The sequence below is a fragment of the Nitrosomonas sp. Is24 genome (assembly GCF_033063335.1).
Lineage (GTDB): Bacteria > Pseudomonadota > Gammaproteobacteria > Burkholderiales > Nitrosomonadaceae > Nitrosomonas.
This window is the reverse complement of the sequence record NZ_JAWJZG010000001.1, coordinates 710,457-735,243: the sequence shown is the minus strand read 5'-3', so window position 1 is coordinate 735,243 and position 24,787 is coordinate 710,457. Positions and strand designations below refer to the sequence as shown.

Sequence of the window (24,787 nt, the reverse complement as noted above, 5' to 3'; positions counted from 1 at the left end):
CAATAAAATCCAGAAGAATTAATCAGGTTTCCGCCAAGCAGCTTCGCACGCCCAGCCAACGAAGGGCGGATTTGCTAGTCCGCCCCCTGTACGCTGATTCCTAAGAAAATAACAACGAAATGTTACTGCAGATTGCTGCTATCTTTCCTTAGATTATCAAAGTACCGCTTAACGACCGTTTTGCCTGACAAGTTGTCGTGTTTGGTAAACACCATAAAATGAATGATACCGTGTAATACCATTGCAATCAGCAAACCTTCAAAAATACCCACTTTATAAACCAGCCCAGCGGTTAAAAAAGAAAGTACCACCGCATAAGGACCATAGTGCGTCACATGCACCAATCCGGCAATCATTTTATACCCGGTAAACATCATGATCGCCGCCAGTGAGAACTTGGGCAAATAGTTAAGATAATGGGTATTGAAGGTAAAGAAGCAAACCACTGATCCTATGATCAACACGGAAAACTTGGTCATTGCTCCGGCGAGCTTATTCGTCGTGCTTTTAGCCAAACCGTCCAGATTGGTCATGCCATGAAAGAAGCTGGACCCCAGATTGGCAATCCAGATAGCCAGCAAACTATTATTGCTATTGGTTTTGCGCTGTAATGGATCGATTTTCTCGATCGCCGCATTACTCATGACCTGTTCGATGACGTCAACAATCGCCAGCATGGCACAAAACAGCACCATATAGGCCAGCATCAAGAAAGATACGTCTGCTTGCGGCAATGGCAAGCGCAAATGAAGATCGACATCTTGCACGGAAATCATCGGCACGTTGACAAACCGGGCCAAGATGACACCGCCGACAATGAGCACGAAATAGGGAATGGCAGGTTGCGTATTCTTAAATTTGGAGAATAGCAATAAAAATACCGCAAGACCCGCACCTGAGATCGCTACCATTTGAATACGCGCACTATTCCAGAATTCCTCGGTAACCAGCGTATCTGAAATTTCATAAGTAAATTCCGAAAACTTCAGCAATATTTTTAATCCCACACCGGCCAGCAATCCTTCCACCAGATAAACCGGAACGGCGACCAGCAGGTACCGCTGCCAATTGAATTTCCAGATAATGGCTTGCATGATCGCTGTCAGAAAAATACAAAACGCCATATTTTCCCAGCCAAAAGTAGCAACGCCCATTGCCAGCACCGGCGCCAAACCCGCGGCGATACCCGGTGAACCGATGTAGTTACCTGGCTTGAACCAGGCATTAATCCAGCCAATGAAGGAAGCAAAAGCGACCGTTGCCAGCCCCACTTTGATTGGGTAATCGGACATGATCGCAATACCGACCGTTAGCGGAATCGCCATTGCACCGGTAATGAAACCTGCGGCAGTATCGCGTAACAGGTATTGCGATTGAAAAGCGGCGGAACCGGCTTTCTTCGCTACAGGAGCTGTAGCTGTTTGTTCGCCAGGCAACAATTTCTCTATTGTTTGCGATTTCATAAACTGTTTCCCCCAATAAAATTAAATAACAATGAACAACAAGAGATTTAATGTTCGAGACTCCATTGTGTAGCTCTCCTCTTACTGATTATCGGTTATAAGATTTATTGTCTTGACAATTTACTTATATCTTAATTGATGTAAAATTTTCGTAAAATCTACGTTAAGACTTTGTTAAGAAAACTCTTAAATAGTTTGATATACCTTGCTGCCTTCGGATATTCACGCTTTCCTAACGACAAATATACTTAAAAGAAAGTCAGACTACGGCCACAACAGACGAATCAATCCATTGTTGCGGTACTTGCACTGGGGTTGTGAACGATGCGCAGCGCTGAAACCGGCACGATATGATGGTGGAATTCGCTACAACAACTGTAAGCGCCTTAAAAGCGCTTACACTCTTGAAATAATTGCCGTGCCTAATCGCTAAAAAACCGCTTCAACACTTGAATCATATATTCATGATCCTGCACACCGGCGCTTTCCCGGATGCTGTGCATGGCCCACATCGGGCAGCCGATATCGACGCTGCGGATGCCGAGTTTCGCCGAGGCGATCGGGCCGATGGTGCTGCCGCACGGCAGGTCGCTGCGATGCGAGTAGCGTTGATGGGGAACACCGGCTTCCTCGCACCAGCGGATGAAATGCGCAATCGACACGCTTTCGGAGCTGTAGCGGCGGTTGGCGTTGGATTTGATCACCGGGCCTTTGTTGACGAAAACGCGATGATCGGCGTCGTACGCCGAAGGAAAGTTGGGGTGATAAGCATGCGCCATGTCCGCGCTGATCAAGAAACTCTGTGCCAGCGCCCGTGCCGTGTCTTCGCGCTCGGATGAAGCCGCGATGCTGACGCGTTGCAACACATCGGACAAAAAGCTACCAGCCGCACCGATATGGCTTTCGCTGCCGATTTCCTCGTGATCGAAAAACGCGCACACCAAAGTACTTTCCGCATGGTTCAGCACGCTATCGTCCAGCATGGCTTGCAGCGCGGCGTGGCAGGAAGCCAGGTTATCGATCTGGCTGTCGGCGTAAAATTCCTCGTTCGCACCCCAGAACGCACCCTTCTGCGTATCGTACACCGCCAGATCCCACGACAACAGTTGCTTGGCGCCGATGCCCGTTGCTTGTTCCAGCAGTTGCAGAAAGTAAGGTTTCGGCAATTGGCCGCCGGTCAATTGCGCGAACAGCAGCGGCAATTCGTTCTGCTTGTGAAACTTCAAACCATCCTCATTGACACCCCGGTTCATGTGTATCGCCAGATTCGGCAAACGCAGCAATGACCGGTCGAAGCGTACTCGTTTGTAAGCGAGATTTCCTTGCTCATCGAGGTAGCTGATCCGCCCGGCCAAACTCAGGTCGCGATCGGCAAAGGTCGCCAGGATCGGCCCGCCGTAAATTTCGACGCCAAGCCGGGCAAGGCCGTCGCTCGCAGTCGCGGCGTTCGGCCGGATGCGGAATCCCGGCGAATCGGTGTGCGCGCCGACGATCTTGAATCCCGATTCAGCCGGTGCTTTATTTCCCACCACAAACAGCACAATCGACGAATCGTCGCGCACCACGTAATAGCGCCCGCCCGCTTGCAATGACCATTTGGCGGTTTCGTCCAGGCGGGTAAATTGTGCTGCCTGAATCGCCGCCTCGACCGTAGCTACCGCGTGCCAGGGACTCGGGCTTTGGTCGATGAAATCCAGTAAATGCTGCACGTGCTGTTGGGCTATCATGATTGGTATTTTTCTCAATGCGTTATACAGGGAAACGGGAAACCGTTTTTGTTGCGGGAAAAATATACGGAAAGGCGCGGATACAGTCAAATGTGCTGCTATCAGAAAATGTTTGGAGCCAATGACCGCAAAAATTTAGAAATGGACGGTGATTGCACCTTTCAGGCCGGTACGTGGCAACACGGCATTGATGATAAAATCCCGGCAACTACATTTAATAACACTGTCCAGCAAAGGAACCGCTGCGTGCCTCGCTTTCAAAATAAACTTTTCTTACCGCATTTTCAGTTTTTCTGTTGTTTGTTTCTTCTGTTCAATCCATCGATCACCCTCGCGCTGATCGCGGATGCAAAAGAAATCGAACGGCAACTCGCAAAACCTTCGGCGCTTTCGCTAAACAAAAACGGGCTTGCCGACTTGCAACGATTCTATGCCGCGCGGAATTCCCAGCCGGTATGGGTCACGGCAAACCCGGCATCTTCCTTGCTCGACACGGCGTTAACGTTTATCGCCAGCGCGGAAACCGAAGGGCTGGATAGCGAAGATTATCAACTACAACATTTACAGCAATTGCAGCATCACGCCGGACAATCGTCATCCGCAGCGGTCGAGCTGGAAGTGCTGACAACGCATGCCGTGCTGATGCTGGCGCGGGATTTAGCGCGCGGTCATTTGACAGCCGCCGCGGCTGACAAGGATTGGCACATCCCACAGCGTACCTTCGATGCCGTCGCATTCTTGCAGGAAGCGCTCAAGAAAAACCGCTTGCACCAAGCGTTCGATGAACTATCCCCGAAGCATCCCGGTTATCAGTCGCTCAAGCAAACATTGGCACACTACCGCCAGCTCGCCGGTAATCACACCGAGTGGGTGCATATTCCCAGTTCACCCTCGATACGGCCGGGCGACACACACCCGCACATTCCCTTGATCCGCCAGCGCATGGTGCAAGCGTATGCGGCCGACGGTGTTGCCGAATATCACATCGCCGCCAGCGGAAACCAGCACTACGATCCCGAGCTGGTGACGGCAGTGAAGGCCTTTCAAGCGCAGCATGGTTTGAACAGCGATGGCGTGATCGGCAAAAACACCCTGCGCGCCATGAACCGGCCGCTGACCTGGAAAATCCGCCAGCTGCGCATCAACATGGAGCGCTTGCGCTGGCTGCCGGAAAATTTGGGGGCGCGCTATTTGCTGGTGAATACCGCCGGTTTCAAGCTTTCCGCGTTTGAAAACGACGAGCAAGTGCTGGATATGCGCATCATCGTCGGGCGCGATTACCGCAGCACGCCCAGTTTCAACGGCGCGTTGTCGCACATGGTGATCAATCCCTATTGGAACGTTCCGGTCAGCATTGCGGTCAAGGATCTGCTGCCGAAACAGCAAAGCGACCCGATGTTCTTTACGAATGGCGGTTTCAAGATTTATCCCGGCAATAACCGCAATGGCGAACCCATCGACCCGGACACCATCGACTGGCATAGCCTCAAGCGAGGATTCCCTTATGTCCTGCGCCAGGATCCCGGCAAGCACAACGCGCTGGGCCGGCTTAAGTTCATGTTCGCCAATTCTTTCGATATCTATCTGCACGATACGCCATCCAAATCGCTGTTCCAGAGAGATATTCGCACGTTCAGCTCTGGCTGCATCCGGCTGGAAAAGCCGCTGGAATTGGCGGCTTTCGCTTTGAATAAAGAAAGTTTATGGGAAAAATTCACGGAAAACATGGAAGGCGACAAAACCATCACCACGCATTTACCTAAACCGCTGCCGATTTACTTAGTGTATATTACGGCCTGGACTAATGGGCCAGACAAATTAGTACATTTTTACCCCGATATTTATGACCGGGATTCAAGCACTTTGCGTTATGCTCGCTGGTAGCAATTGATTATTCGCACACATTCGCAAGATTTTCAGGGAGAAAACAGCCGATGATACGAAGTTTATTCAATCAAGCAAACTCATCAAAATCAGAATCAGAACAAACACCAGAATTAAGCCGCCGCCGTTTTTTACGTGCAGGATTAGGCGCATGCGCCGCACTGGCGCTACCCATGACGGCATCGACCGTGCATGCAGCAATCAGAAGACCATTTGAAAAGAAACTCAGTTTCCTTAACTTACATACCGGCGAGCGCACACAAGCCGTTTTTTGGGCCAATGGCCGCTATATTCCCGAAGGCATGCGCGCGATCAACCACGTATTGCGCGATCACCGCACCGGCGACCGGCGTTCCATCGATCCCGACCTGTTCGACTTACTCTATTTATTGCAACACCGCTTAGGCACCCGGCAAGAATTCCACGTCATCTCCGCCTACCGTTCACCTGCCACCAATGCCAAACTGGCCGAACAAAGCGGCGGCGTCGCCAAAAACAGCATGCATACGCACGGCAAAGCCATCGACATCCGCCTGCCAGGCCGCAAACTCTCCGATATCCGTTCTGCTGCGATGTCACTGCAAGCCGGTGGCGTCGGTTATTATCCTTCTTCCAACTTTGTTCACTTGGATACGGGCAATTTCCGTTACTGGTAACGGATTGAATAATCTTTCTAGCGATTGGAGCCGGTGAACCGATTGATCCACTTGTTCAGCGTCACCACCAGCAGATTCATATTGACGGGTTTGGCCAGAAAATCATCCATACCCGCGGCAAAGCAGCGCTGACGGTTATCCTCGAAGGCATTCGCAGTCAAAGCAATGATAGGCAGATGCGCTTTTCCAGTTTCCCGTTCCCATTGCCGGATTTTCTCTGTCGCTTGATACCCGTTCATCACCGGCATTTCGCAATCCATCAGCACAAGCGCCGGTTGCAATCCCTGTATCACTGCATTCACCGCTTCCTGTCCATTTTCAACAACTTTGCAGCGGAATCCTTGTTTCTCCAGTAAAGCAACGATGACCGTGCGGCCGATCGCATTATCTTCAGCCACTAAAATCACCCCGGTTTGCGGAGCAGCTGTTCTTACCGGCACTTCGCCGGTGATACGGGTATCGCTTGCGGCAAGATTGTCTGCATCGCCGCCACTGGCCGGGTTAGCACGGACCCGGAACCATATTCTCGTGCCCTTGCCTTCCTGGCTTTCGACGCCAACGCTGCCTCCCAGCAATTTGGCCAAATGGTGCACGATGGATAATCCAAGACCGGTACCGCCGTATTGACGGGTGGTCGAGGCATCCACTTGGGAGAATGGTTTAAACAATTTATCGTACTTGTCCGCGGGAATGCCAATGCCGCTATCGGTCACCACAAATTCCAGCAAGGTTTCCGCGGATGCACTTCTGAGTTCGCGTGCTTCGATACGCACGAAACCTTGCGGCGTAAACTTGATGGCATTGTTGACCAGATTGGCCAGCATCTGGCTTATTCTGAACGAATCCGAGCAGTAGCGCATGTGCGGCTCTCCGTGCCATGACACATCGAGTGCCAGTCCCTTCATATTCGCGCTCTCGGCAAATAGTGCCGCAGTTTCCAGCATCAGTTGCCCGGGGTCAAAAACATGACTTTCCAATTTGATCTGTCCGGCCTCGATTTTGGACAAATCAAGGATATCGTTGAGTATGACCAGCAAGTTATTGCCGGAAGTGATGATCACCCGGGCATAATCCAATCGCTCGTTATCGTTGATGTCCGGCATTTGAAGCAGGTAGGCCATACCCAGAATGCCATTCAGCGGTGTGCGGATTTCATGCGACATGGTGGCCAGAAACTGACTCTTGGCCAAATTGGCCGATTCCGCCGCGACCATAGCTTGCCGGAGCGCTTCGCTGTTCGCGCGCAATTGCGCCGTCTGCTCATCGACGGTTTCCTGAATCAGCAGAGTCCGGCCTGTAGTGACCAGCATCAGCATTTGCAGCATGCTGGCCACGAGCAACCCGGCGAAGCACAGCGCCCAAGCCTGCCATGGCCGGTGCGCACTCAGCCATTTCGCATCCGGAAAAATGACCAATTCCCAGCTGCGATCGGCCATCATCAATGTTGTCCGCCAATCGAAATAAGGATCTGCTGCAACTCCCGGCGCAGAACTGAACAACAGTTGACTGTCGCGTTGCCCGGCAGAATCCCGTAGTTGAAAAACAATACCGGGTGCTGCAACGTTACCAACAGCGGAGTTGACCATATCGGGAATTTTCAATGCACCCACCACAAAACCGATAAATTCCGGCGAATGTTCCTTGCCATTTTGATCAAAATTCTGGCGGTGGGTAGGGTGCAGTACCAATATGCCGGCCTTATTGTGCTGATCCTGTACCAGATTGATCAGACCGGTCGCTGCTGGCCGTCCGGAATGCCGGGCGCGGTCAATGGCTTCTGCTCGAATAGGATTGGAATAAATATCGTAACCGATCGCTTTTTGATTGCTTCCAAGCGGCGTGATATAGGTCACGACAATATACTCCGGCCGCTTGCTTGCTACGGTTAATTCGCCCTGCGCATCCATTTCGGTTATCCGGAAAGGTTCCCCGGGAACACCTCCGGATTGAGCCCGTTCAAAGTGTTTCCGGTCCCGGTCACGCACAAAATAATTGTAGCTTAATCCTGCAATACCTTGAGATTCCTGTAGTATTTCTTGGGTAAAGTAATCGAATTGCTGGAAGCTCATAGCCGGATTCAGCTCGGCCAAGCGCCGCAATGCCGATAGCGTTTCGTTGTAGGCATTGAAACGTTCCTGTAACTGGAAAGCGATATTTTGTCCTATGCCTTGAATTTCCGCTTGCTGTTGCCTGTTTTCGAGTTTCGATGTGTTAACGAACCCAGTCACGATCAACACCACCAGAATCAGCGTAATGGGTGCAATGACGGTCTTCCGCGTTTTCCAGTAGGATTGCTTGCCGAAAAAAGCCAGCGACAATGGTGCGAAGACAAGCACCCCGAAAGTATCACCGGCCCACCAGTTCCACCACGACCAGGAGATATCGTCCGCATGGATAGCGCCAGAAAAAAACAGCGTCAGATGCGCGGCACTGGCTGAGATCACGCAAGACAACGGGCCACCCAGCAGAAAAAAAGCGAAGATCTCTTGTTCCCGCATCAACGTTTGCCAGCGGTCCTTGATATACCGTCGCACGAGCCAAGCCCCTATCGCGGCTTGCAGCATCGCGCCCACGCCTAAAAACGCAGCGATCGGGATACTATCCTGCGTGAAAACGTTATGATTCCATGCAACCCAGATATTGAGTCCCATCGAACCGATCCAGATGCCCGGTAACACGCGATAACCCGACACCAGCGTCAGCGCCAGCGCCAAACCAGCGGCGGGAAACACCGGACTCGCATAACCCGGCGGAATCGCAAGCAACAACCCCAGGAAGCCTAACAAGGCATAACCGGTAGCCGCAAAAGCATTGTGCCGTATGATCTGCAAAGACACTCCAGTTGATGTTCGGGTCTGATCCAGCATGCAAATAAAATTGGTTATAGAAGAGGATTGATCCGGCCAATAGCGGATTAAGCTGCACTAACGTTGTGATTATATGCGGAATCGTACCCCGGAATGCGTTTTTCTGATTCCGCAAGCAATGACAAATTTCAGAGGGTATTCGTTGCAACAACCGGTAGCCGGTTGAGGATCTATTGTTCAGGCTACCAGGTGAATCCTGACCGGTCGTGATTTCGTGAATACGAAACCAGTTTGAAGCGATCGCTCATGACGCAGTCCATTCCTTGCAGCATGAGCGATACATCCACAATCACATCTGCGATTGCAAATAATTCTGTAGCCCTACCCGGTTGATCAATCCCAATTGCTGTTCCAGCCAATGCGCATGGTCTTCCTCGGTTTCGGCCAACAAGTTCTCGAGAATTTCCCGCGTTTGATAATCGCGTTCCTGTTCGCAAATCGCGATAGCGTCGCGTAACGCGACAATCACCGAACGTTCCAGCGCCAGATCATTCTGCAACATCTCCGGCACGTCCCGGCCAATCCGCAACGCGCTGCGGTTGCCGATCACCGGCACGCCTTCGAGCAGCAGAATCCGTTTAACCAGCTGATCGGCATGTTGCTTTTCATCGTCCATTTCGTGATCAATGCGTTCATACAGCTTGCTGAATCCCCAATCCTCATACATGCGCGAATGGGCGAAATATTGATCTATGGCCGTCAATTCCTCAGCCAGCAATTTATTCAGCAAATCGATAATTTTGGAATTGCCTTTCATGATGTTGCTCCTTAACGCGATTGGATGACACAGGCAGCTCTTGGCAGATTTCTCAGCGCACAAGAGCCGTGAAATATTTTGCAGACACTCGGCATTATACGAGCCGGAATCTACAAAAACAACAACAAATTATTGATTAAAAACGATAATAATTCTTGATACCGTTATCATTAGGTTTAGTTGATTATTAGCGGCAATACTCGGCCGTCTCCACGACCCGCTCGATTTGATACGGTGAGTTTGGACTGAGAATATACTCACTCGCGCCGACACGGCTTGCCGGATTACCCCAATCGTAGGTGTAACCCAACCCAGTCCACGGCACGCCGGGGCGATAGCGGAAATCATTGAAATAGAGATTCTTGTAGAAAGCCGGATAATCGGCGATATTCTTCACCGTTGGAACTTTGTCTTCGGCAAATTTGAGCTGACAACTGGCGTCGTCAATCTCCGGATCGACACAAGGCCGGAACACATCCGCCGGATCGACCCACAACTCGATAAACACCTCGTAATGCCAATCCGGATTGAGCCCCAAATATTGCTTCAACCGCTGATTGAGATCCCCATGCGGATTATTTTTGACGAAATCCCGGCAAAACGCCTGCAACTGGGGCGCCGCCGTCACCCAAGTCACATACTTCTCCTGCGGCGCGGTATGCGTCTGGCTCTTATAGTTCGATTCAAAAGAAGACTTGCTCTTCCAGCTTACCACCAGCACCTTGCCGTCCTTCCATTGCAACGCTTGATTCGCTGAATTGATGGCGAAAAGCCGGTCGTTGATTTCGGTCTGTTCCGCAACTGCGGAGTCATCGACTGCACGGTTGTAGACAGCGATAGTATCGTGTTGAATGCTACTTTGCTGCGTCGCACAACTGGACAGGAGTACGATGGAGATATAGATACAAACCTGTTTCAGCATGCTCAGACTCCTTGATTGTTTTTGTGATGTCGAAATGAATAAATATTCTCATAAAAATCAATCGAACAAAGCTCGCTTAGCATCGGCCAACTCTTCATCACGACGATGGTAGCCACAAGTATCGATCAGTTTTTCCGCTGCTTCCAAATCCGCCCTAGGTGACTATCCTGGATATTTCTAACCGCAAGCCTTGAATCAATGACTGCCAAGTTACATTCCATATTGCAGAACAATGAATTATCTTATAATGTGCATACCCATATGATCAAAAGTTTCAAGCATAAAGGACTGGAAAAATTCTTTACCACCGGTAGCATGGCAGGTATTCAAATCGCGCATGCTGAAAAAATCCGTGATCGATTGGCGTTTCTGCATGCGGCCGTGACTATCGACGATATGAATATCCCGGGTTACCGGCTTCATCAACTGAAAGGCGAACTGGAAGGCCATTGAGCCATTGATGTGAATAAAAACTGGCGCATCGTTTTCCGCTTTGAAGACGGCGATGCTTATGTGGTGAATTACGAGGATTATCACTAATGACAATTCAGCAATTTAACCCGCCGCACCCCGGCGAATTGATTAAAAGAACGTACATCGATCCGTTCGGCGATATTTCCGCCAATCAAATCGCCAAGCGATTGGGTGTGGCCGTGAGTACTTTCAACCGGTTAATCAACGGCATTTCCGATATTTCACCGGGAATGGCGATCCGGCTTTCCAAGGTACTGGGCAGATCGCCTGAAAGCTGGTTATTGCTGCAAAATCATTATGATTTGTGGAAAGCCCGCCAGACAATCAATACCGATGATTTGCAACCAATCAAATTTGAAATCGCTTAAATAGATTCTTTCTTTTTTATTTTTTATTTTTTATTTTTTATCAAAAATTTACCCTAACATACGTACCGCCTGCAACACTTAAACACAACACAATCTTGATATAAAAACGGCTGTTATGAGGAATGATCCTGTAAGGTTTTACTTTACGAGTGGAGTCCTGTCCCGCCATAACAGTCTCTGACTCCACCCAATTCAAAAACGAAAACCTATCGGCGAGTTCTGGCCATACGGAATCCCAGCAAGCCCAAACCAGCGAGCAACATCGCCCATACGCCGGGTTCCGGGACTGGGTTGATGTAGAAATCGTCGATGAAATAGCGGTCACGGCCGCCGGTGGATGGAAAAATGTAATTGAGTCCGACAAAACCATCAATCGGGTCCGTCGATACGATGCCGACAAATCCCGAGGTTGTGCTGCCAACCGGAACGATTGTCGATCCGTTCAATTCGATGGAACCCATACCGCCGCTGATGTAGTTAAAAGCAAAAGCGTGCACCGGATTGGTGAAGTGGCCGCCAACTGCCGCGACAAAATTCGGTGCAGCGACGCCGCCGGTATCGGTGATGCCGTCGCTGTTATGAAACACGCTGGAACTGCAACTTGCCAGTCCGAGGTCGCAGGTTCCGAACGTGACCGCCGGGCTGAAGCTGCCGCCGTTGACGGTCAGCGCCGGAGATCCGGCAAAGTCGATGTAGGTGGTTGTTGCTCCGACCGCCGCCAAATAATCGGCTTGCGAGGTATACAGCGTTACTGTGGCATGCGCCGAGGTACCACCGATTAAACACAACATCAAGGATGCACTGACGAGTGATTTTTTCATTGAAACGCTCCTTATGGAAAGTTTTTTAAAAATAAACACTTTGTTGCGAGAAGTTAATGTAGCGAAAGAAGAATGCAGAGTCAAACCTGGTAGCGAAAAATGCAATTAATAATTCGCGCCGTACTGATCCCGGTAGCGTTGCACCGCTTGCAAGTGCTGCGCCAGTTCCGGATGGTGATGCAAATAAGCGACCAGATCGTCCAGATCGATGATCGGTGTGACTGTCAGACCGTGCGCCTGTTGCACTTCCTGCACCGCAGAAAGCTCGCCGGTGCCGCGCTCCATGCGGTCGAGCGCGATCACGACGCCGCCGGGTGTTGCACCTGCGGCTTTGATCAATTCGACCGATTCGCGCACCGAGGTACCGGCGGAGATGACATCGTCGACGATCAGCACGCGGCCTTGCATCGGCGCACCGACCAGCACACCGCCCTCGCCATGATCCTTGGCTTCCTTGCGGTTGAAACAAAACGGATAGTTCTTGCCCATTTCCGCCAGAGCGATAGCAATGGTGCTGACCAACGGGATACCTTTATAAGCGGGGCCGAACAGGGTATCGAACGGAAGCTCGGCATCGGCGATCGCTTTGGCGTAAAATTGCCCGAGTTTGCGTAAGGCATCGCCATCGTTGAAGAGTCCTGCGTTAAAAAAATACGGTGACATGCGCCCCGCTTTGGTTTTAAATTCGCCAAAACACAGCACGTTGCGCTCGATGGCGAATTGAATGAAGGCTTGCCGGAAATCGGACATACACTTAACCATCCCGAAATAAAAAAGATGCAAATTATAACGCTTAACCTCAATGGCATCCGCGCGGCGGCGAAAAAAGGCTTTTTCCCCTGGCTGGCCCAACAAACGGCGGATGTGGTGTGCGTGCAGGAATTGAAAGCGCAGTTGCCCGATCTCTCCGCCGAGATGCAAGCGCCGGACGATTATCACGGTTATTTTCATTGTGCCGAGCAAAAAGGCTATAGCGGTGTGGGCATTTATACGCGCAAAAAACCGGATCGCATTATCGAAGGCATCGGCGTTGCAGATATCGACGCCGAAGGCCGTTTTTTACAAGCGGATTTCGGCAATCTGAGCATCGTGTCGCTTTATCTGCCGTCCGGCTCCAGCGGTGAGCATCGGCAAACGGCAAAGTTCTATTTCTTGGAGCAATTTCTTCCGGTGTTGCAAAGCCTGATGGCCAGCGGACGGGAAATCATTTTGTGCGGTGACTGGAATATCGCGCACAAGGAAATCGATTTGAAAAACTGGCGTTCGAATCAGAAAAACTCCGGATTCCTGCCGGAAGAACGAGCCTGGCTGACGAATGTGTTCGATGAAATCGGTTTTGTCGATGTATTCCGCCGCTTGAACACCGAACCCGATCAGTACACCTGGTGGTCGAATCGTGGCCAGTCTTGGGCGAAAAACGTCGGGTGGCGTATCGATTATCAGATCGCCACACCCGCCATCGCGCAAACAGCCCGTAGCACCTCGATTTTCAAAGACGAACGCTTCTCCGATCATGCGCCGTTGATCGTCGATTACGACCACCTGTTATGACTTCTCAGGCACCGTCCAGCTGGTTGCAGGCGCTGCGGGTTTACACGCACCCGCGCGTGCTTGGCATGCTGTCGCTGGGATTTTCCGCCGGGCTGCCGCTGCTGCTGATCATGGGCACGTTGTCGTTCTGGTTGCGCGAAGCAGGCATCGACCGCGCAACCATCGGCTATTTGAGCTGGATCGGGCTGGCGTATAGTTTCAAATGGCTGTGGTCGCCGCTGGTCGACCGCATGTCGCTGCCACTGCTGACGCGCTGGCTGGGCCGCCGCCGTGCGTGGCTGTTGCTGTCGCAAATCGTCATTACCTGCGCGCTGATGGGCATGGCCGTGACCGACCCGGCCGCCAATCTGACACATTTGGTTTTCTTCGCGCTCGCGGTGGCGTTTGCTTCGGCGACTCAGGACATCGCGTTGGATGCCTACCGCATCGAAGCCGTCGCAGTGGAATTACAAGGCGCGATGGCAGCGACTTATCAAGCCGGTTACCGTATCGCGATGATTCTGGCTTCCGCCGGTGTGCTGTGGATCGCCGCTGCGATTGATACAACGGCCGATACTTACGACCACGCGCCGTGGCGCTTCGCTTATTTGGTGATGGCGGTCAGCATGGCGGTCGGGATGATTACGACGCTGATCATCCGCGAACCGGATGTGCCGTACAGCCGGTTGCTTTCCGACAATGAGAAAATCGCCCGCCAAGCCATTGCGAAGTGGCAATTGCCTGCACGCATCGGCAATCTGCTGGTGTGGCTGTACGGCGCACTGATCGCGCCATTCCGCGATTTTATCGTGCGGCATGGACGGCAGGCTTTGTTGATTTTGGGATTGATCGCCATCTACCGCATTTCCGATGTCGTCATGGGCGTGATGAGCAATCCGTTTTACGTCGATATGGGGTACAGCAAGGACGAAGTCGCCACGATCTCCAAAGTGTACGGCGTGATCATGACGATCGCCGGAGCCGCGATCGGCGGCGTGCTGACGGCAAAAATCGGCATCATGCGCACACTGTTTCTCGGTGCCGTGTTATCCGCCGCGACCAATTTGCTGTTTGTCTGGCTCGCCGGACGCGGCCACGATGTCAGCGGGCTGGTGTTTACCATCTCGGCCGATAATCTTTCCGCCGGTATCGCCTCCAGTGCTTTTATCGCTTACTTGTCCGGCTTGACCAACTCAGCGTATTCGGCGACTCAATATGCGATATTCAGCTCGGTGATGCTGCTGTTGCCGAAGTTCATCGCCGGTTTCAGCGGTCAATTCGTCGACGCTTACGGTTACGAAAGCTTCTTCATCGCCACTGCGCTATTGGGCCTGCCGGTATTAATCCTGGTTTGGCTGGCTGGACAAGCAACATTTGCCCATTCCAGCGAATAAACCACCATCATTCATCCATGTCACAAGCATCACAAAAAAACGGCCCCGAAGCGGAATACCATGCCCTGATCGAAGCGGGCGAACTGAAACCGGATGCCGGTCAAGCCCACGCAGTAGCCGCACTCGAGCGCCTATACCAGGATTTGCTCGATCTTCCGGCCGGACACGCGCGCGGCGAGCGCTCCAGATCGCGTTTATCGACGGTATTGTTCGGCTGGCTAAACAACAGCAAACCGGCGCCGAAAGGGATTTATCTCTACGGCGGTGTCGGGCGCGGCAAATCGATGCTGATGGATCTGTTTTATGCGGTGGCGCCGGTCACAGCCAAGCGGCGCGTGCATTTCCACGAATTCATGCTGGATATTCACGCACGGCTCAAAGCCTGGCACGAGCTTTCCGCACGCGAAAAGATCCAGCAAGGCGGACGCGCCAACGATGACGATCCCATGCCATTTATTGCGCGGAAAATCATCCAGGAAGCACAACTTTTGTGCTTTGACGAATTGCAAGTCACCGATATCGCCGATGCCATGGTGTTGACGCGGCTGTTCAAGGAATTGTTCGCCCAGGGCGTGGTGGTGGTCGCAACATCCAACCGCCTACCCGATGACCTGTACAAGAATGGTTTGAACCGCCAGCGCTTTCTGCCTTTTATCGAGCAGATCAAGGAGAAGCTGGATATTATTCCGCTCGAAGGACCGGTCGATTATCGCTACAACCGCTTGCAAGGCGCGGAAACCTATTATTTCCCCATCAATGCGGCAACCACTGCGCAGTTATCGGCGGCATTCTTCCGCCTCACCGACCGCCGCGTGGAAGACCGCGCCAAGGTGCCGAGCGGAGAACTGATCGTGCAGGGACGCCGCTTGTTTGTACCGAAAGCGGCGCGCGGCGTGGCCGTTTTCTCGTTTAAACGCTTGTGCGCAAATCCGCTCGGCAGCGCCGATTATCTCGCCATCGCCCGCGCCTATCACACCGTCATCATGGTCGCGATCCCGCAATTCACCAAGGAAAACAGCGATGAAGCCCGGCGCTTCATTCATTTTATCGATGCATTGTACGAACATGGCGTCAAATTCCTCTGTTCCGCCGCCGTGCCGCTGCCTTCGCTGTACAGCGATGGCGATGCCGGTTTTGAGTTTGAGCGCACGGTCTCACGCTTGACGGAAATGCAATCGGAAGATTATCTGACCAGAGGTCACGGCAAAATCATTGATGCAACACGTTAAATAGCCGTACAGGCCAACACGCCCAGATAAAAAGCGATTTCAGTGAGCTGCTGCATCGCGCCCAAACAATCGCCAGTATAGCCGCCGATGCGCTTTTTTATCACGAGGCTAAACCATACCCAGACAGCCACTACCGGCACTAAGCCCAAATACCAGGAGTAATCCAACCAAAACAGCGGCAATAAACCGAATAAAGCGGCAATACACAGATGGGTAGGCGGCATTACGGTCGCAAGCGGTTTGGATTTGCCAGCGTATTTCACATAGCGTTGCGTCGCCATCACCAACACCGCACAAAAACGGCTCACACCATGGCCTGCAATCAGCACAGCCGGTATCAGCAGCGGCGAAAAATGCGTCAGCGCGGTAAATTTTAACAACAGCGCCATGACAATACTCACCGCACCATAGCTGCCAATCCGGGAATCTTGCATGATATGCAACACTTGTTCCTTTTCCCAGCCACCCCCCAGACCATCGATTGCATCCGTCAAGCCATCTTCGTGGAAAGCGCCGGTGAGCAGTAAAGTGGCAACCATGCTGAGCAGCACGGCAATGTCCTGCGGCAACACTGTACTGGCAAGCATGTACACCAGGGCGGCAAAAGCCCCCACCATGATGCCCACCAGAGGAAAATACTTGGCCGCCAGATTCAGCTCTTGTTCTTGAAAATCCGGCAAATCGGGGACTGGAATGCGCGTAAAGAAACCGATCGCGAGTAAAAAGCTGCGCCATTCCTGCTGGAGAAAAGGGCGATTCGGAGAAGGAGTGTGCGACGGGATCGTCATGGGAGTTGAGTGTAGCGGCAACCGGTTTTTTTCGCTAGTGACTGCATCAGGGAACAGAATCCAAGCCACACCACATTATATCAAGTCATTTTTTCTGACAAACCTGCATGTTAATAAAGTAACAGAGGAGGTCCGGTTACTTTAGTTTTGGGCAGCATGGAGGCAGGGCGCGAATTGAGTATGTATTTTTTAATCTTGTGATCTCGTAGAGTGCTCATTACTTTTAGCGGATTCGCAATTCTATAGCTGCCTTCTTTTTGCTCGTAATGATTATTTCAGTGAATCAAAACCACATCGAATAATCGCAGCCATGAGTTTCCGCCGTTGTTGAAGGAAATCCTGATACGACAAAGTCTCCCAATCCTTCGGTAGTGCATGATACTCGTGCATCGACTTCCATGCTTCATCAGTGAAACGGGATCGAATTTTCGGTACATACTCTGCTGGAGCTGTATCGCTTATGTCTATATTGTCCGGCCATTCAATGAGGGCGAAATTAGCCTGCTGATTGATAATTTTCAGATCATCGATACCTTGCCCTGCAAGCCAAGCTTTCGGAAAAAGATGATGACGCTCTAATGGCTTTTTATTTGACTTTAACGATGGATCAAGCAACTCCGGCACTTTTTTATGCGAGAAAAGAACAGGTGCAGACAGTTTGTTTTGAGCAGCGATATAGGCAAACAATTCAGGGTTCCTAGCTGATGAACTTTCCAAATTAGCGGGCAGCGTTATTCCCCAGAAATCATTTGTCAGCTCCGAAGCCATAATATCTTCCAGCATCTTGGTGAAAAGATCACCATTCGTCACTACAAGCACACGGTTCAAGTCACCATCCATTACTGTTTCTGGCGAACTACTATATCGCCCGGTCAGAGCGCTGAAGAAAAACCAGCGACCAATTAGACGTTGCAATACATGTTCGACAACATTAAAACGATTTCTACCTATCAAGTAAAAAGCATAAGCGTAGAGCAGCGCACTTTGCGAAGAGATCATTTCTCCGCCACGAAAACCGGCACCCACAAGACTGCTGAGAAACTGATGCCAGCTCGTTACATTCAATACTTCCGTTTGCGCCGCTTGTAACACTTTGAACTGAGATTCGCGTCTTTCGGCTGAAAACTCGCCGGTATCCATGTTCTTACCACGTAACACCTGATAAACACTCTTTAGCCGCCCACGCCCGAAGCCAAGAGCGACAGATACCCTGAGCAATTGATCTGGGTCTGGCTGTATAAAATAGTTGAACGGCGAAGCTCCGCTACCTTGACTTGGCACTTTGCGAGATTGGCGACAAAAATCTTCAAGTGCCTTGCGTCCTTCATCCCAGAAAACAGATAACAATGTCAGAATAAAGTCTGCCTGTTTTAGCTTCACACCTTCACTATTGATGCGCACAAAAATATCTGCGACTTGCTCTTCATCCACAGATGGAGCTATTTCCAAAGCTGTAAAAGGAAACTTTTGCAAATCAAACAAGCGGTCAAGATTATGTGATATTGCCTCTTCTTCGTCTTCGGTCAGGGGGGCTTTTTCGGATAGCCGATGAATAAAATCATTGACCAGCTTCCTGCTCGATTTTCCTGATGACCAGATTTCAGAAATATTTGCAATCCACTCTGGATCGCGACGAATGGCGGCATCAGCAACATCAAATTTACTATCACGCGGACGGAAAGCTACTTCAATCCGCCGTTCCTGGTAATCTTCATCGAGTACCGTTTTGCCACGAAATACCGCATAAAGCGAGGTAAGACGTTGCTGGCCATCCACAATAAGCAATGACGGTACATGGTGCGCTTTATCACCCGTGCCAATCTGCTTAACACCTTGCACTGCTTGGTTTGCCCAAAACAGCAAATAGCCAACTGGAAAACCTCTATACATCGAGTCAAATAAATCACGGACTTTAGCATTGGACCATACAAAAGGACGCTGGATGTCTGGCAAACCGATGTCGCCTATGTCTATGTAATGCAATAAACCTGCAAGGTCGTAATCAACGCGTTTAAAACATGTTTTGAGTTCGCTCATATATTTTCCGGGTTTTAGACTACCAGCATTAATAATATCTGATGAGTTGCGATGGTTCACTATCAATTTCACCCGATTGTTTTTTTCAACATCACAGCCTCTTTTAAATGCAGTTGAAAGTTAACTGACACACTTCTAAGCCTTGCAAACCCGTCTAATCACGCCAATCATCACTATAAAAATTACTTGCAATTGATATCATGCCAAACAATATCTCTTGTAAAACCAATGAACTATGGTCATACAGCATCTCCGCATACCTTGCCATCTCACTCAGATACTCCAGACAAAAGTTGTTTTAATTGTAAGAACCTTCCACCAGTTTCAATGCACCGGCGGACTGAAAAAACCCCGGAATGAGTGTATCCTGAGCTCATCTTTAATCTGCCCATGAGCATGGCACAATGAACATATTGATCACCGGCGCAACCGGGTTTATCGGCCGCCATTTGGTACAGCGTTTACAGCAGGATCAACACACCATAACGGTACTGAGCCGCAACAGCAGCAAGGCAAGCGAACTGCTGAATGTGCCCGCATTTGAGTGGGATTATGCGACGCAAGATGTACCCGCCGAAGCGCTGCACGATTGCCAGATCATCATCAATCTGATGGGTGAGAATCTGGGTGAAGGCCGTTGGACAAAAGCACGCAAACATGAGATTTATGCCTCGCGCATCCTCAGCACGAGAAAATTGGTCGCGGCTGCGCCGGATAGTTTGCAGGCCTTTGTCTGCGGCTCCGCCATCGGCATTTATCCGGGTGTTGGCGATGATCTCTATGATGAATCGTATACCGTTCCTGAGCAGCTCAGTTTTATGCAGACCATTTGCCACGATTGGGAACAGGAAGCGGCAAGAATCGAAAGCAGGGGCGTACGCCGGGTCAGCATTCGCACCGGCGTGGTACTCAGTCATGGCGGCATGCTGAAAAAATTGCTGCCGGTTTTCAAATTGGGCTTGGGCGGACCGGTTGGCAACGGCCAGCAGTGGTTGCCGTGGGTACATCTCGATGATATTGTTTCGATCTACTGCAATGCTGCACTGGATACCCGCTACCGGGGCCCGGTCAATGCCGTGTCACCGCATCCGGTGCGCTACCGTGAGTTTGCAACGGCGTTTGGAGACGTATTGCACCGGCCCGCATTCTTCCCTACCCCGGCATTTATCCTGAAACTGGCATTAGGCGAAGCTGCCGCGCTGGCTTTGAACAGTTATCACATCGCGCCCAAAAGATTGCTGGGAGAATACGGCTTTCAATTCAAATTCGATCATTTACCGGCGGCATTGGCGGATTTATTTAACCATCACTGAATTTTCCGGTCCGGCAGAACAATACCATGACAACCCCGCTTGCAGTTTTTTGGTTCCGGCGCGATTTGCGTCTGGACGATAACGCCGGACTTTCGCATGCTCTGGCATCGGGACGCCCGGTTTTACCCATTTTCATTTTCGACCCGGCCATTCTGGCCGGATTACCGCAGGACGATGCCCGCGTCACGTTCATTCACGACACTGTGCAAGCTTTGCGTACCGAGCTTGAAGTAAAGCATGCCAGTTCGCTCGCGCTCTATCACGGCAAACCACTGGAAGTTTTCGCGCAAATTCTGCGTTCATATCCGGTTGCCGCGGTTTACACCAACCATGACTACGAGCCGTACGCCCGTGAACGGGACGAGGCTGTGCGCCAATGGCTGGAAGCACAGCGGGTAGCGTTTCGCACCTACAAAGACCATGTGCTGTTTGAAAAAGACGAGATCAGCAAGGATGGCGGCGGCGCGTATACGGTATACACCCCATACATGCGCAAATGGAGAAAGGTGCACAGCCAGACGATGTTGACACCTTACGCGACCACGGCCAAATTGGTCAATTTGATCAAACATGTAGCACTGCCGGACGTGTCATTAGCGGATATCGGTTTTACCCGCTCGGCCATGGCCATCCCTGCTTACCGGTTGGAGCACGACATGTTGCAGCACTACGCGCGCGACCGCGATTTTCCGGCGCTAGCTGCCACATCGTTGCTGGGGCCGCACCTGCGCTTCGGCACGGTCAGCATCCGGCAAATATTCCAGCATGCATTCAGCCGTAGCGATATTTTCTGCAATGAATTGATCTGGCGTGAGTTTTTCAGTCAGATTCTGTGGCATTTTCCGCATACGCCACAACGCAGCTTCAAGCCGCAGTACGATCGTATTCAATGGCGCAACGATGCGGCGGAATTCCAGCGCTGGTGCGAAGGAACCACCGGTTATCCGCTGGTCGATGCCGGTATGCGCGAACTCAATGCAACCGGCACCATGCACAATCGCGTGAGAATGATTACCGCCAGTTTCTTATGCAAACACCTGCTCATCGACTGGCGCTGGGGCGAGGCGTATTTCGCGCAAAAATTGCTGGACTATGAAATGGCGAGCAATGTCGGCAACTGGCAGTGGGTAGCAGGTTGCGGGGTTGATGCCGCGCCCTACTTCAGGATTTTTAATCCGAGCGCGCAAACGGAAAAATTCGACAAACAGTTCGCGTATATTCAAACTTGGGTGAGCGATTGGCATACCTTAAATTATCCTGCACCGATCGTTGATCACACGTTCGCGCGCGAACGCTGCTTGCAAGCGTACCAACGAGCCGTAGGGTAGCTGAACGGCATAACTTTCCGGTTTTTTTCCTGAATTATTGCTTTTGGCTGCAAACCGACTTACTGATTCGTTATGCCCACGGTTGATTTTCCAGGCTGGCAGAGTTGGTAATATATTCCATACTTTTTTTTTTAGTGTTATCCTTACTAGGAATAAGTAATTTTCTTATTCGTGATGAAACCATATCTTGTTTAGAAGATTCTTAGGTTGCACAATCATTTGATCTTCTAAAAAGGTCTTTTTCTGCGAAAGATAGTTTAATGCTGAATTAGATTCCGGATATGACTTGTAGCTGATTAAGTTCCAACGTGACATTAAATTTGTTGATAAACAATTTTTGATTTTAATAACAAAGGAGATTTTCATGAAATACTCACTCTTAGCTATCGTCTTTTTCGCATTTACAGCCACAGCCATACTTGCTGGATGTGGCGAGCCAAAACCCTATAACAAACCGCCAAGCTTATATAAAGATCCTGAGTCAGGCGAAAGACTGGGTGCCGACGCCGGTAAAAAATAATCGGTTGAGCGATTATCAAACGGCTCCTAGCAGTTATGAGGAGCCGTTTTTTATTGCGGATTATGCAGAGAAGCAATTCTCATCACCACAGCTCCAATCTTTTCGTAACAGTCACATCAGTCAGCGCGGTTATCGTTCACAATAATTGCTTTGATGTAGCTTACCCATACTGTTTCAGGCCAACCCGAATCAACATTTAAGATGCTGCGCTACGCGCCCCCGGATCGTCTGAATATTCCCGGCTCATTGCAAGATGGGCTTGATTCCGCACAAATAAAAATTCTCCAGCAGCAATATGGCGATAATCGCATCGTTGAAATACCGCCGTCCGGCTGGCGGGATATTCTACGTAATACCCTGCAAGATCCGATGTTGTGGTTCCTGCTCGGCACCAGCGCATTGTTTTTGATTGTCGGAGAATTAGCCGAAGCCTTGATTCTGCTGGTGGCGCTGATTCCTTTTCTCGGTATGGATGCTTATCTGCACCGGCGCACGCAAGCTTCCGTAGCCGGTCTGAGCAGCTGCCTGGCGGCGCAAACCACCGTGATACGCGACGGTCAGCAGCGGCGGATCGCTGCGGCGGAACTGGTTCCCGGCGATTTGGTGCTGCTTGGCACGGGCGAATCATGCCCTGCCGATGGACTGATCGAATATGCCGACGATGTATTATGCGATGAATCGTTACTGACGGGAGAAGCCTTCCCAGTACGTAAAATCGCCGTCGCCGCTTTGCCACATCAGGAACACGCCGCGCACATCGCCAGTGAATCCTGGCTATTTGCCGGTACGCGCCTGTTAAAGGGAAACGTCCGCTTGCGTATTGTTTTCACCGGCGTGGAAACCCTCTATGGTGAAATCGTGCATTCGGCGATGCTCGGCACGCATGCCCGCACACCGCTGCAAAGTGCCGTCAGCAACCTCGTCGCAATACTGCTGGCTGCAGCCGCTGTCATCTGTTTGGGCTTAGCGTGGGTGCGCTGGGAGCAAGGGCACGGTTTAGTGGATGCGCTGCTGAGTGCGGTAACGCTTGCAGTGGCTGCATTGCCGGAAGAATTTCCGGTTGTTCTGACCTTTTTCCTCGGCGTTGGCGTGTACCGCTTAGCCAAGCGGCAAGCCCTGGTACGACGCGCTGTCGTAGTGGAAAACATTGGCCGCGTATCCTGTATCTGCTCCGATAAAACCGGCACACTGACGGAAGGCCGCTTACTGTTATCGCACCGTTACCCGGCACAAGGTTTCAACGAAGCGCGCTTGCTGGAAATCGCCGCAATGGCCTCGCGCCACGAAACCAGCGATCCGGTGGATCTGGCTATTCTCAATGCGCTGGCAACACCGTTGCATGCCGCAGTGGTTGACAGTTTTCCATTTACCGAAGACCGCAAATGCGAAGCCGCCATCATCCGCTCCAACGATGCGCTGCTCGCCGTAGTCAAGGGTGCTCCGGAAATTGTGCTGGCGCGCTGCAAGCTTGATGAAACGGCACTTACCGGCTGGCAACAACGCGTCGATGAGCTGGCCGGCAGCGGCCACAAAGTAATCGCCTGCGCCTGGCAGACAATCGATGGCGCGAGCTGGCATGGCGGCGAACCGGACCGCGATTTCATTTTCGCCGGTGTACTGGCATTCGAGGATCCGGTACGCGAAGGCGTGTCCGAAGCAGTACGCTTATGCCGCGATGCACAGATCCGCATCATCATGATAACCGGGGATCATCCCGCCACTGCGCGCGCAATCGCCAGAGAAATCGGTTTAGGTGGAGCCACACCGCAGGTGGTAACCGCGGATGAAATCCAAACCCAGTTGGCGCGCGGTGAATCGGATGTTCTGCGCAACATCGATGTGATCGCACGCGCCGTGCCCGCACAAAAATTGCTACTGGTGCAAACGCTGCAAAACAGCGGAGAAATCGTCGCCGTCACGGGCGATGGCATTAACGATGTGCCTGCCCTGCAAGCGGCCGACATCGGTATCGCGATGGGACAACGCGGCACCCGCAGCGCACGCGAAGTCGCCGCGATCGTGTTACTTGACGACAATTTCCACAGTATCGTGCAAGCCATCGCCGAAGGGCGGCAATTATTCACCAACCTGCAGCTGAGCTTCCAATATCTGCTGATGATTCATTTACCGCTCGTGCTCACCGCCGCGCTCATTCCGCTGGCTGGATACCCGATGCTATATTTGCCCATTCATATCGTCTGGCTGGAACTCATCATTCATCCCACTGCAATGCTGGTATTTCAGGAGATAGCCGGCAACAAAAAATTGGTGTACCAGCCGCCCTCAAAGCAATTGCGCTTTTTCAGCAGTTGGCAGTGGTTCGTGATGGGATTGGCGGGATTAACCATAACTGTGATCGTGACGCTGGCTTACATCCGCAGCCTGGGGGCTGGATACGATGTCGATCATGCCCGTGCGATGGCATTGGTGACCTTGATCGCCGCCAGCGTGGGAATCACTGCCGTGCTGAGCCGTATGCATTCACGTGCTGCGTGGTACATCGTCAGCAGCACCATTGGATTGTCACTCTTGCTGGTGCAGATCCCTGCGCTGGCCGGATTTCTGCACCTCGCACCGCTGCATGTTGACGACTGGCTATTGGCCATTGCCAGCGGAATGATCGCTGCGGCGTTGACGTTACTGAGTCGCGCCGATGGATTGAGTATCTTTCAAAAGCAAAAAACACCCTCCCAACAACGCAGCGATTAA

Annotated in this window: 19 protein-coding genes and 1 pseudogene; 11 read left to right on the top strand and 9 right to left on the bottom strand. The window is 51.4% G+C overall.

The genetic code is table 11. From position 1 onward, the window contains the following. Window positions 1–122: 122 nt before the first annotated feature. On the bottom strand, window positions 123–1,463 hold the full coding sequence (locus R2103_RS03245; RefSeq protein WP_317530100.1) for a SulP family inorganic anion transporter: 1,341 nt from the start codon (window positions 1,461–1,463) through the stop codon (window positions 123–125). Between the two features lie 422 nt (window positions 1,464–1,885). Then, on the bottom strand, window positions 1,886–3,190 hold the full coding sequence (locus R2103_RS03240; protein ID WP_317530099.1) for a M18 family aminopeptidase: 1,305 nt from the start codon (window positions 3,188–3,190) through the stop codon (window positions 1,886–1,888). 246 nt (window positions 3,191–3,436) lie between these two features. Between R2103_RS03240 and R2103_RS03235 the strand changes: the two genes are divergently transcribed. Both R2103_RS03235 and R2103_RS03230 read left to right on the top strand, forming a co-directional pair. Further along, complete coding sequence (locus R2103_RS03235) at window positions 3,437–5,074, top strand: murein L,D-transpeptidase (protein WP_317530098.1); 1,638 nt, start codon at window positions 3,437–3,439, stop codon at window positions 5,072–5,074. Window positions 5,075–5,124: 50 nt separating this feature from the next. After that, complete coding sequence (locus R2103_RS03230) at window positions 5,125–5,730, top strand: DUF882 domain-containing protein (RefSeq protein WP_317530097.1); 606 nt, start codon at window positions 5,125–5,127, stop codon at window positions 5,728–5,730. Between the two features lie 17 nt (window positions 5,731–5,747). Here R2103_RS03230 and R2103_RS03225 read toward each other — a convergent pair whose 3' ends face one another. The 3 genes from R2103_RS03225 to R2103_RS03215 all read right to left on the bottom strand — a co-directional run bounded on the left by R2103_RS03225 (window position 5,748) and on the right by R2103_RS03215 (window position 10,276). Next, window positions 5,748–8,561 carry a CHASE domain-containing protein gene (locus R2103_RS03225; protein WP_317530096.1) on the bottom strand — a complete coding sequence of 938 codons (2,814 nt, stop codon included), beginning with the start codon at window positions 8,559–8,561 and terminating at the stop codon, window positions 5,748–5,750. 325 nt (window positions 8,562–8,886) lie between these two features. Continuing rightward, complete coding sequence (gene bfr, locus R2103_RS03220; protein ID WP_317530095.1) at window positions 8,887–9,354, bottom strand: bacterioferritin; 468 nt, start codon at window positions 9,352–9,354, stop codon at window positions 8,887–8,889. A gap of 187 nt (window positions 9,355–9,541) precedes the next feature. Beyond that, on the bottom strand, window positions 9,542–10,276 hold the full coding sequence (locus R2103_RS03215) for a hypothetical protein (protein WP_317530094.1): 735 nt from the start codon (window positions 10,274–10,276) through the stop codon (window positions 9,542–9,544). A gap of 198 nt (window positions 10,277–10,474) precedes the next feature. On the opposite strand from R2103_RS03215, the pseudogene R2103_RS03210 reads away from it, so the two are divergent. Then, window positions 10,475–10,816, top strand: a pseudogene (locus R2103_RS03210) (type II toxin-antitoxin system RelE/ParE family toxin). Further along, window positions 10,816–11,118, top strand: a complete 303-nt coding sequence (locus R2103_RS03205; RefSeq protein ID WP_317530093.1) for a HigA family addiction module antitoxin — start codon at window positions 10,816–10,818, stop codon at window positions 11,116–11,118. The pseudogene R2103_RS03210 and the gene R2103_RS03205 overlap by 1 nt, the downstream one beginning before the upstream one ends. 206 nt (window positions 11,119–11,324) lie before the next feature. Here the strand turns inward: R2103_RS03205 and R2103_RS03200 are convergent, their stop codons facing one another. Both R2103_RS03200 and pyrE read right to left on the bottom strand, forming a co-directional pair. Beyond that, entirely contained in the window at window positions 11,325–11,939 is a 615-nt protein-coding gene (locus tag R2103_RS03200; protein ID WP_317530092.1) for a PEP-CTERM sorting domain-containing protein, read from the bottom strand. A 105-nt stretch (window positions 11,940–12,044) separates the two neighbouring features. Further along, complete coding sequence (pyrE, locus tag R2103_RS03195) at window positions 12,045–12,689, bottom strand: orotate phosphoribosyltransferase (protein WP_317530091.1); 645 nt, start codon at window positions 12,687–12,689, stop codon at window positions 12,045–12,047. A gap of 27 nt (window positions 12,690–12,716) precedes the next feature. On the opposite strand from pyrE, the gene R2103_RS03190 reads away from it, so the two are divergent. The 3 genes from R2103_RS03190 to zapE are packed head-to-tail and all read left to right on the top strand — an operon-like array spanning window position 12,717 to window position 16,092. After that, window positions 12,717–13,490: an exodeoxyribonuclease III gene (locus tag R2103_RS03190; RefSeq protein ID WP_317530090.1), complete on the top strand. Its 774-nt coding sequence runs from the start codon at window positions 12,717–12,719 to the stop codon at window positions 13,488–13,490. Then, on the top strand, window positions 13,487–14,863 hold the full coding sequence (locus R2103_RS03185; RefSeq protein ID WP_317530089.1) for an AmpG family muropeptide MFS transporter: 1,377 nt from the start codon (window positions 13,487–13,489) through the stop codon (window positions 14,861–14,863). The genes R2103_RS03190 and R2103_RS03185 overlap by 4 nt, the downstream gene beginning before the upstream one ends. 17 nt (window positions 14,864–14,880) lie before the next feature. After that, window positions 14,881–16,092, top strand: coding sequence for a cell division protein ZapE (gene zapE / locus R2103_RS03180; protein ID WP_317530088.1), 1,212 nt, complete (start codon window positions 14,881–14,883; stop codon window positions 16,090–16,092). On the opposite strand, the gene R2103_RS03175 is transcribed toward zapE, so the two are convergent. Together R2103_RS03175 and R2103_RS03170 are read right to left on the bottom strand one after the other, a co-directional pair. After that, the gene (locus R2103_RS03175) at window positions 16,089–16,880 is read right to left on the bottom strand and encodes an adenosylcobinamide-GDP ribazoletransferase (protein WP_317530087.1); all 792 of its coding nucleotides are present in this window, start codon (window positions 16,878–16,880) and stop codon (window positions 16,089–16,091) included. The two genes, zapE and R2103_RS03175, sit on opposite strands and share 4 nt — an antisense overlap. Before the next feature lie 270 nt (window positions 16,881–17,150). Next, window positions 17,151–18,917, bottom strand: coding sequence for a DUF262 domain-containing protein (locus R2103_RS03170; RefSeq protein ID WP_317530086.1), 1,767 nt, complete (start codon window positions 18,915–18,917; stop codon window positions 17,151–17,153). Between the two features lie 404 nt (window positions 18,918–19,321). Between R2103_RS03170 and R2103_RS03165 the strand changes: the two genes are divergently transcribed. From R2103_RS03165 to R2103_RS03150, 4 genes are all read left to right on the top strand, one after another. After that, complete coding sequence (locus R2103_RS03165) at window positions 19,322–20,230, top strand: TIGR01777 family oxidoreductase (protein ID WP_317530085.1); 909 nt, start codon at window positions 19,322–19,324, stop codon at window positions 20,228–20,230. A 26-nt stretch (window positions 20,231–20,256) separates the two neighbouring features. Then, a complete protein-coding gene (locus R2103_RS03160) occupies window positions 20,257–21,558 on the top strand; it encodes a deoxyribodipyrimidine photo-lyase (RefSeq protein WP_317530084.1) in 1,302 nt (433 codons plus the stop codon). A gap of 364 nt (window positions 21,559–21,922) precedes the next feature. Next, a complete protein-coding gene (locus tag R2103_RS03155; protein ID WP_317530083.1) occupies window positions 21,923–22,078 on the top strand; it encodes a hypothetical protein in 156 nt (51 codons plus the stop codon). 201 nt (window positions 22,079–22,279) lie between these two features. Next, window positions 22,280–24,787, top strand: coding sequence for a cation-transporting P-type ATPase (locus R2103_RS03150; protein ID WP_317530082.1), 2,508 nt, complete (start codon window positions 22,280–22,282; stop codon window positions 24,785–24,787).

Coding starts and splice junctions, on each gene's coding strand:
- R2103_RS03245 (WP_317530100.1), bottom strand. CDS start 1,463: ATGAAATCGCAAACAATAGAGAAATTGTTGCCTGGCGAACAAACAGCT.
- R2103_RS03240 (WP_317530099.1), bottom strand. CDS start 3,190: ATGATAGCCCAACAGCACGTGCAGCATTTACTGGATTTCATCGACCAA.
- R2103_RS03230 (WP_317530097.1), top strand. CDS start 5,125: ATGATACGAAGTTTATTCAATCAAGCAAACTCATCAAAATCAGAATCA.
- bfr (WP_317530095.1), bottom strand. CDS start 9,354: ATGAAAGGCAATTCCAAAATTATCGATTTGCTGAATAAATTGCTGGCT.
- R2103_RS03215 (WP_317530094.1), bottom strand. CDS start 10,276: ATGCTGAAACAGGTTTGTATCTATATCTCCATCGTACTCCTGTCCAGT.
- R2103_RS03205 (WP_317530093.1), top strand. CDS start 10,816: ATGACAATTCAGCAATTTAACCCGCCGCACCCCGGCGAATTGATTAAA.
- R2103_RS03200 (WP_317530092.1), bottom strand. CDS start 11,939: ATGAAAAAATCACTCGTCAGTGCATCCTTGATGTTGTGTTTAATCGGT.
- pyrE (WP_317530091.1), bottom strand. CDS start 12,689: ATGTCCGATTTCCGGCAAGCCTTCATTCAATTCGCCATCGAGCGCAAC.
- R2103_RS03190 (WP_317530090.1), top strand. CDS start 12,717: ATGCAAATTATAACGCTTAACCTCAATGGCATCCGCGCGGCGGCGAAA.
- R2103_RS03185 (WP_317530089.1), top strand. CDS start 13,487: ATGACTTCTCAGGCACCGTCCAGCTGGTTGCAGGCGCTGCGGGTTTAC.
- zapE (WP_317530088.1), top strand. CDS start 14,881: ATGTCACAAGCATCACAAAAAAACGGCCCCGAAGCGGAATACCATGCC.
- R2103_RS03175 (WP_317530087.1), bottom strand. CDS start 16,880: ATGACGATCCCGTCGCACACTCCTTCTCCGAATCGCCCTTTTCTCCAG.
- R2103_RS03170 (WP_317530086.1), bottom strand. CDS start 18,917: ATGAGCGAACTCAAAACATGTTTTAAACGCGTTGATTACGACCTTGCA.
- R2103_RS03165 (WP_317530085.1), top strand. CDS start 19,322: ATGAACATATTGATCACCGGCGCAACCGGGTTTATCGGCCGCCATTTG.
- R2103_RS03160 (WP_317530084.1), top strand. CDS start 20,257: ATGACAACCCCGCTTGCAGTTTTTTGGTTCCGGCGCGATTTGCGTCTG.
- R2103_RS03155 (WP_317530083.1), top strand. CDS start 21,923: ATGAAATACTCACTCTTAGCTATCGTCTTTTTCGCATTTACAGCCACA.
- R2103_RS03150 (WP_317530082.1), top strand. CDS start 22,280: ATGCTGCGCTACGCGCCCCCGGATCGTCTGAATATTCCCGGCTCATTG.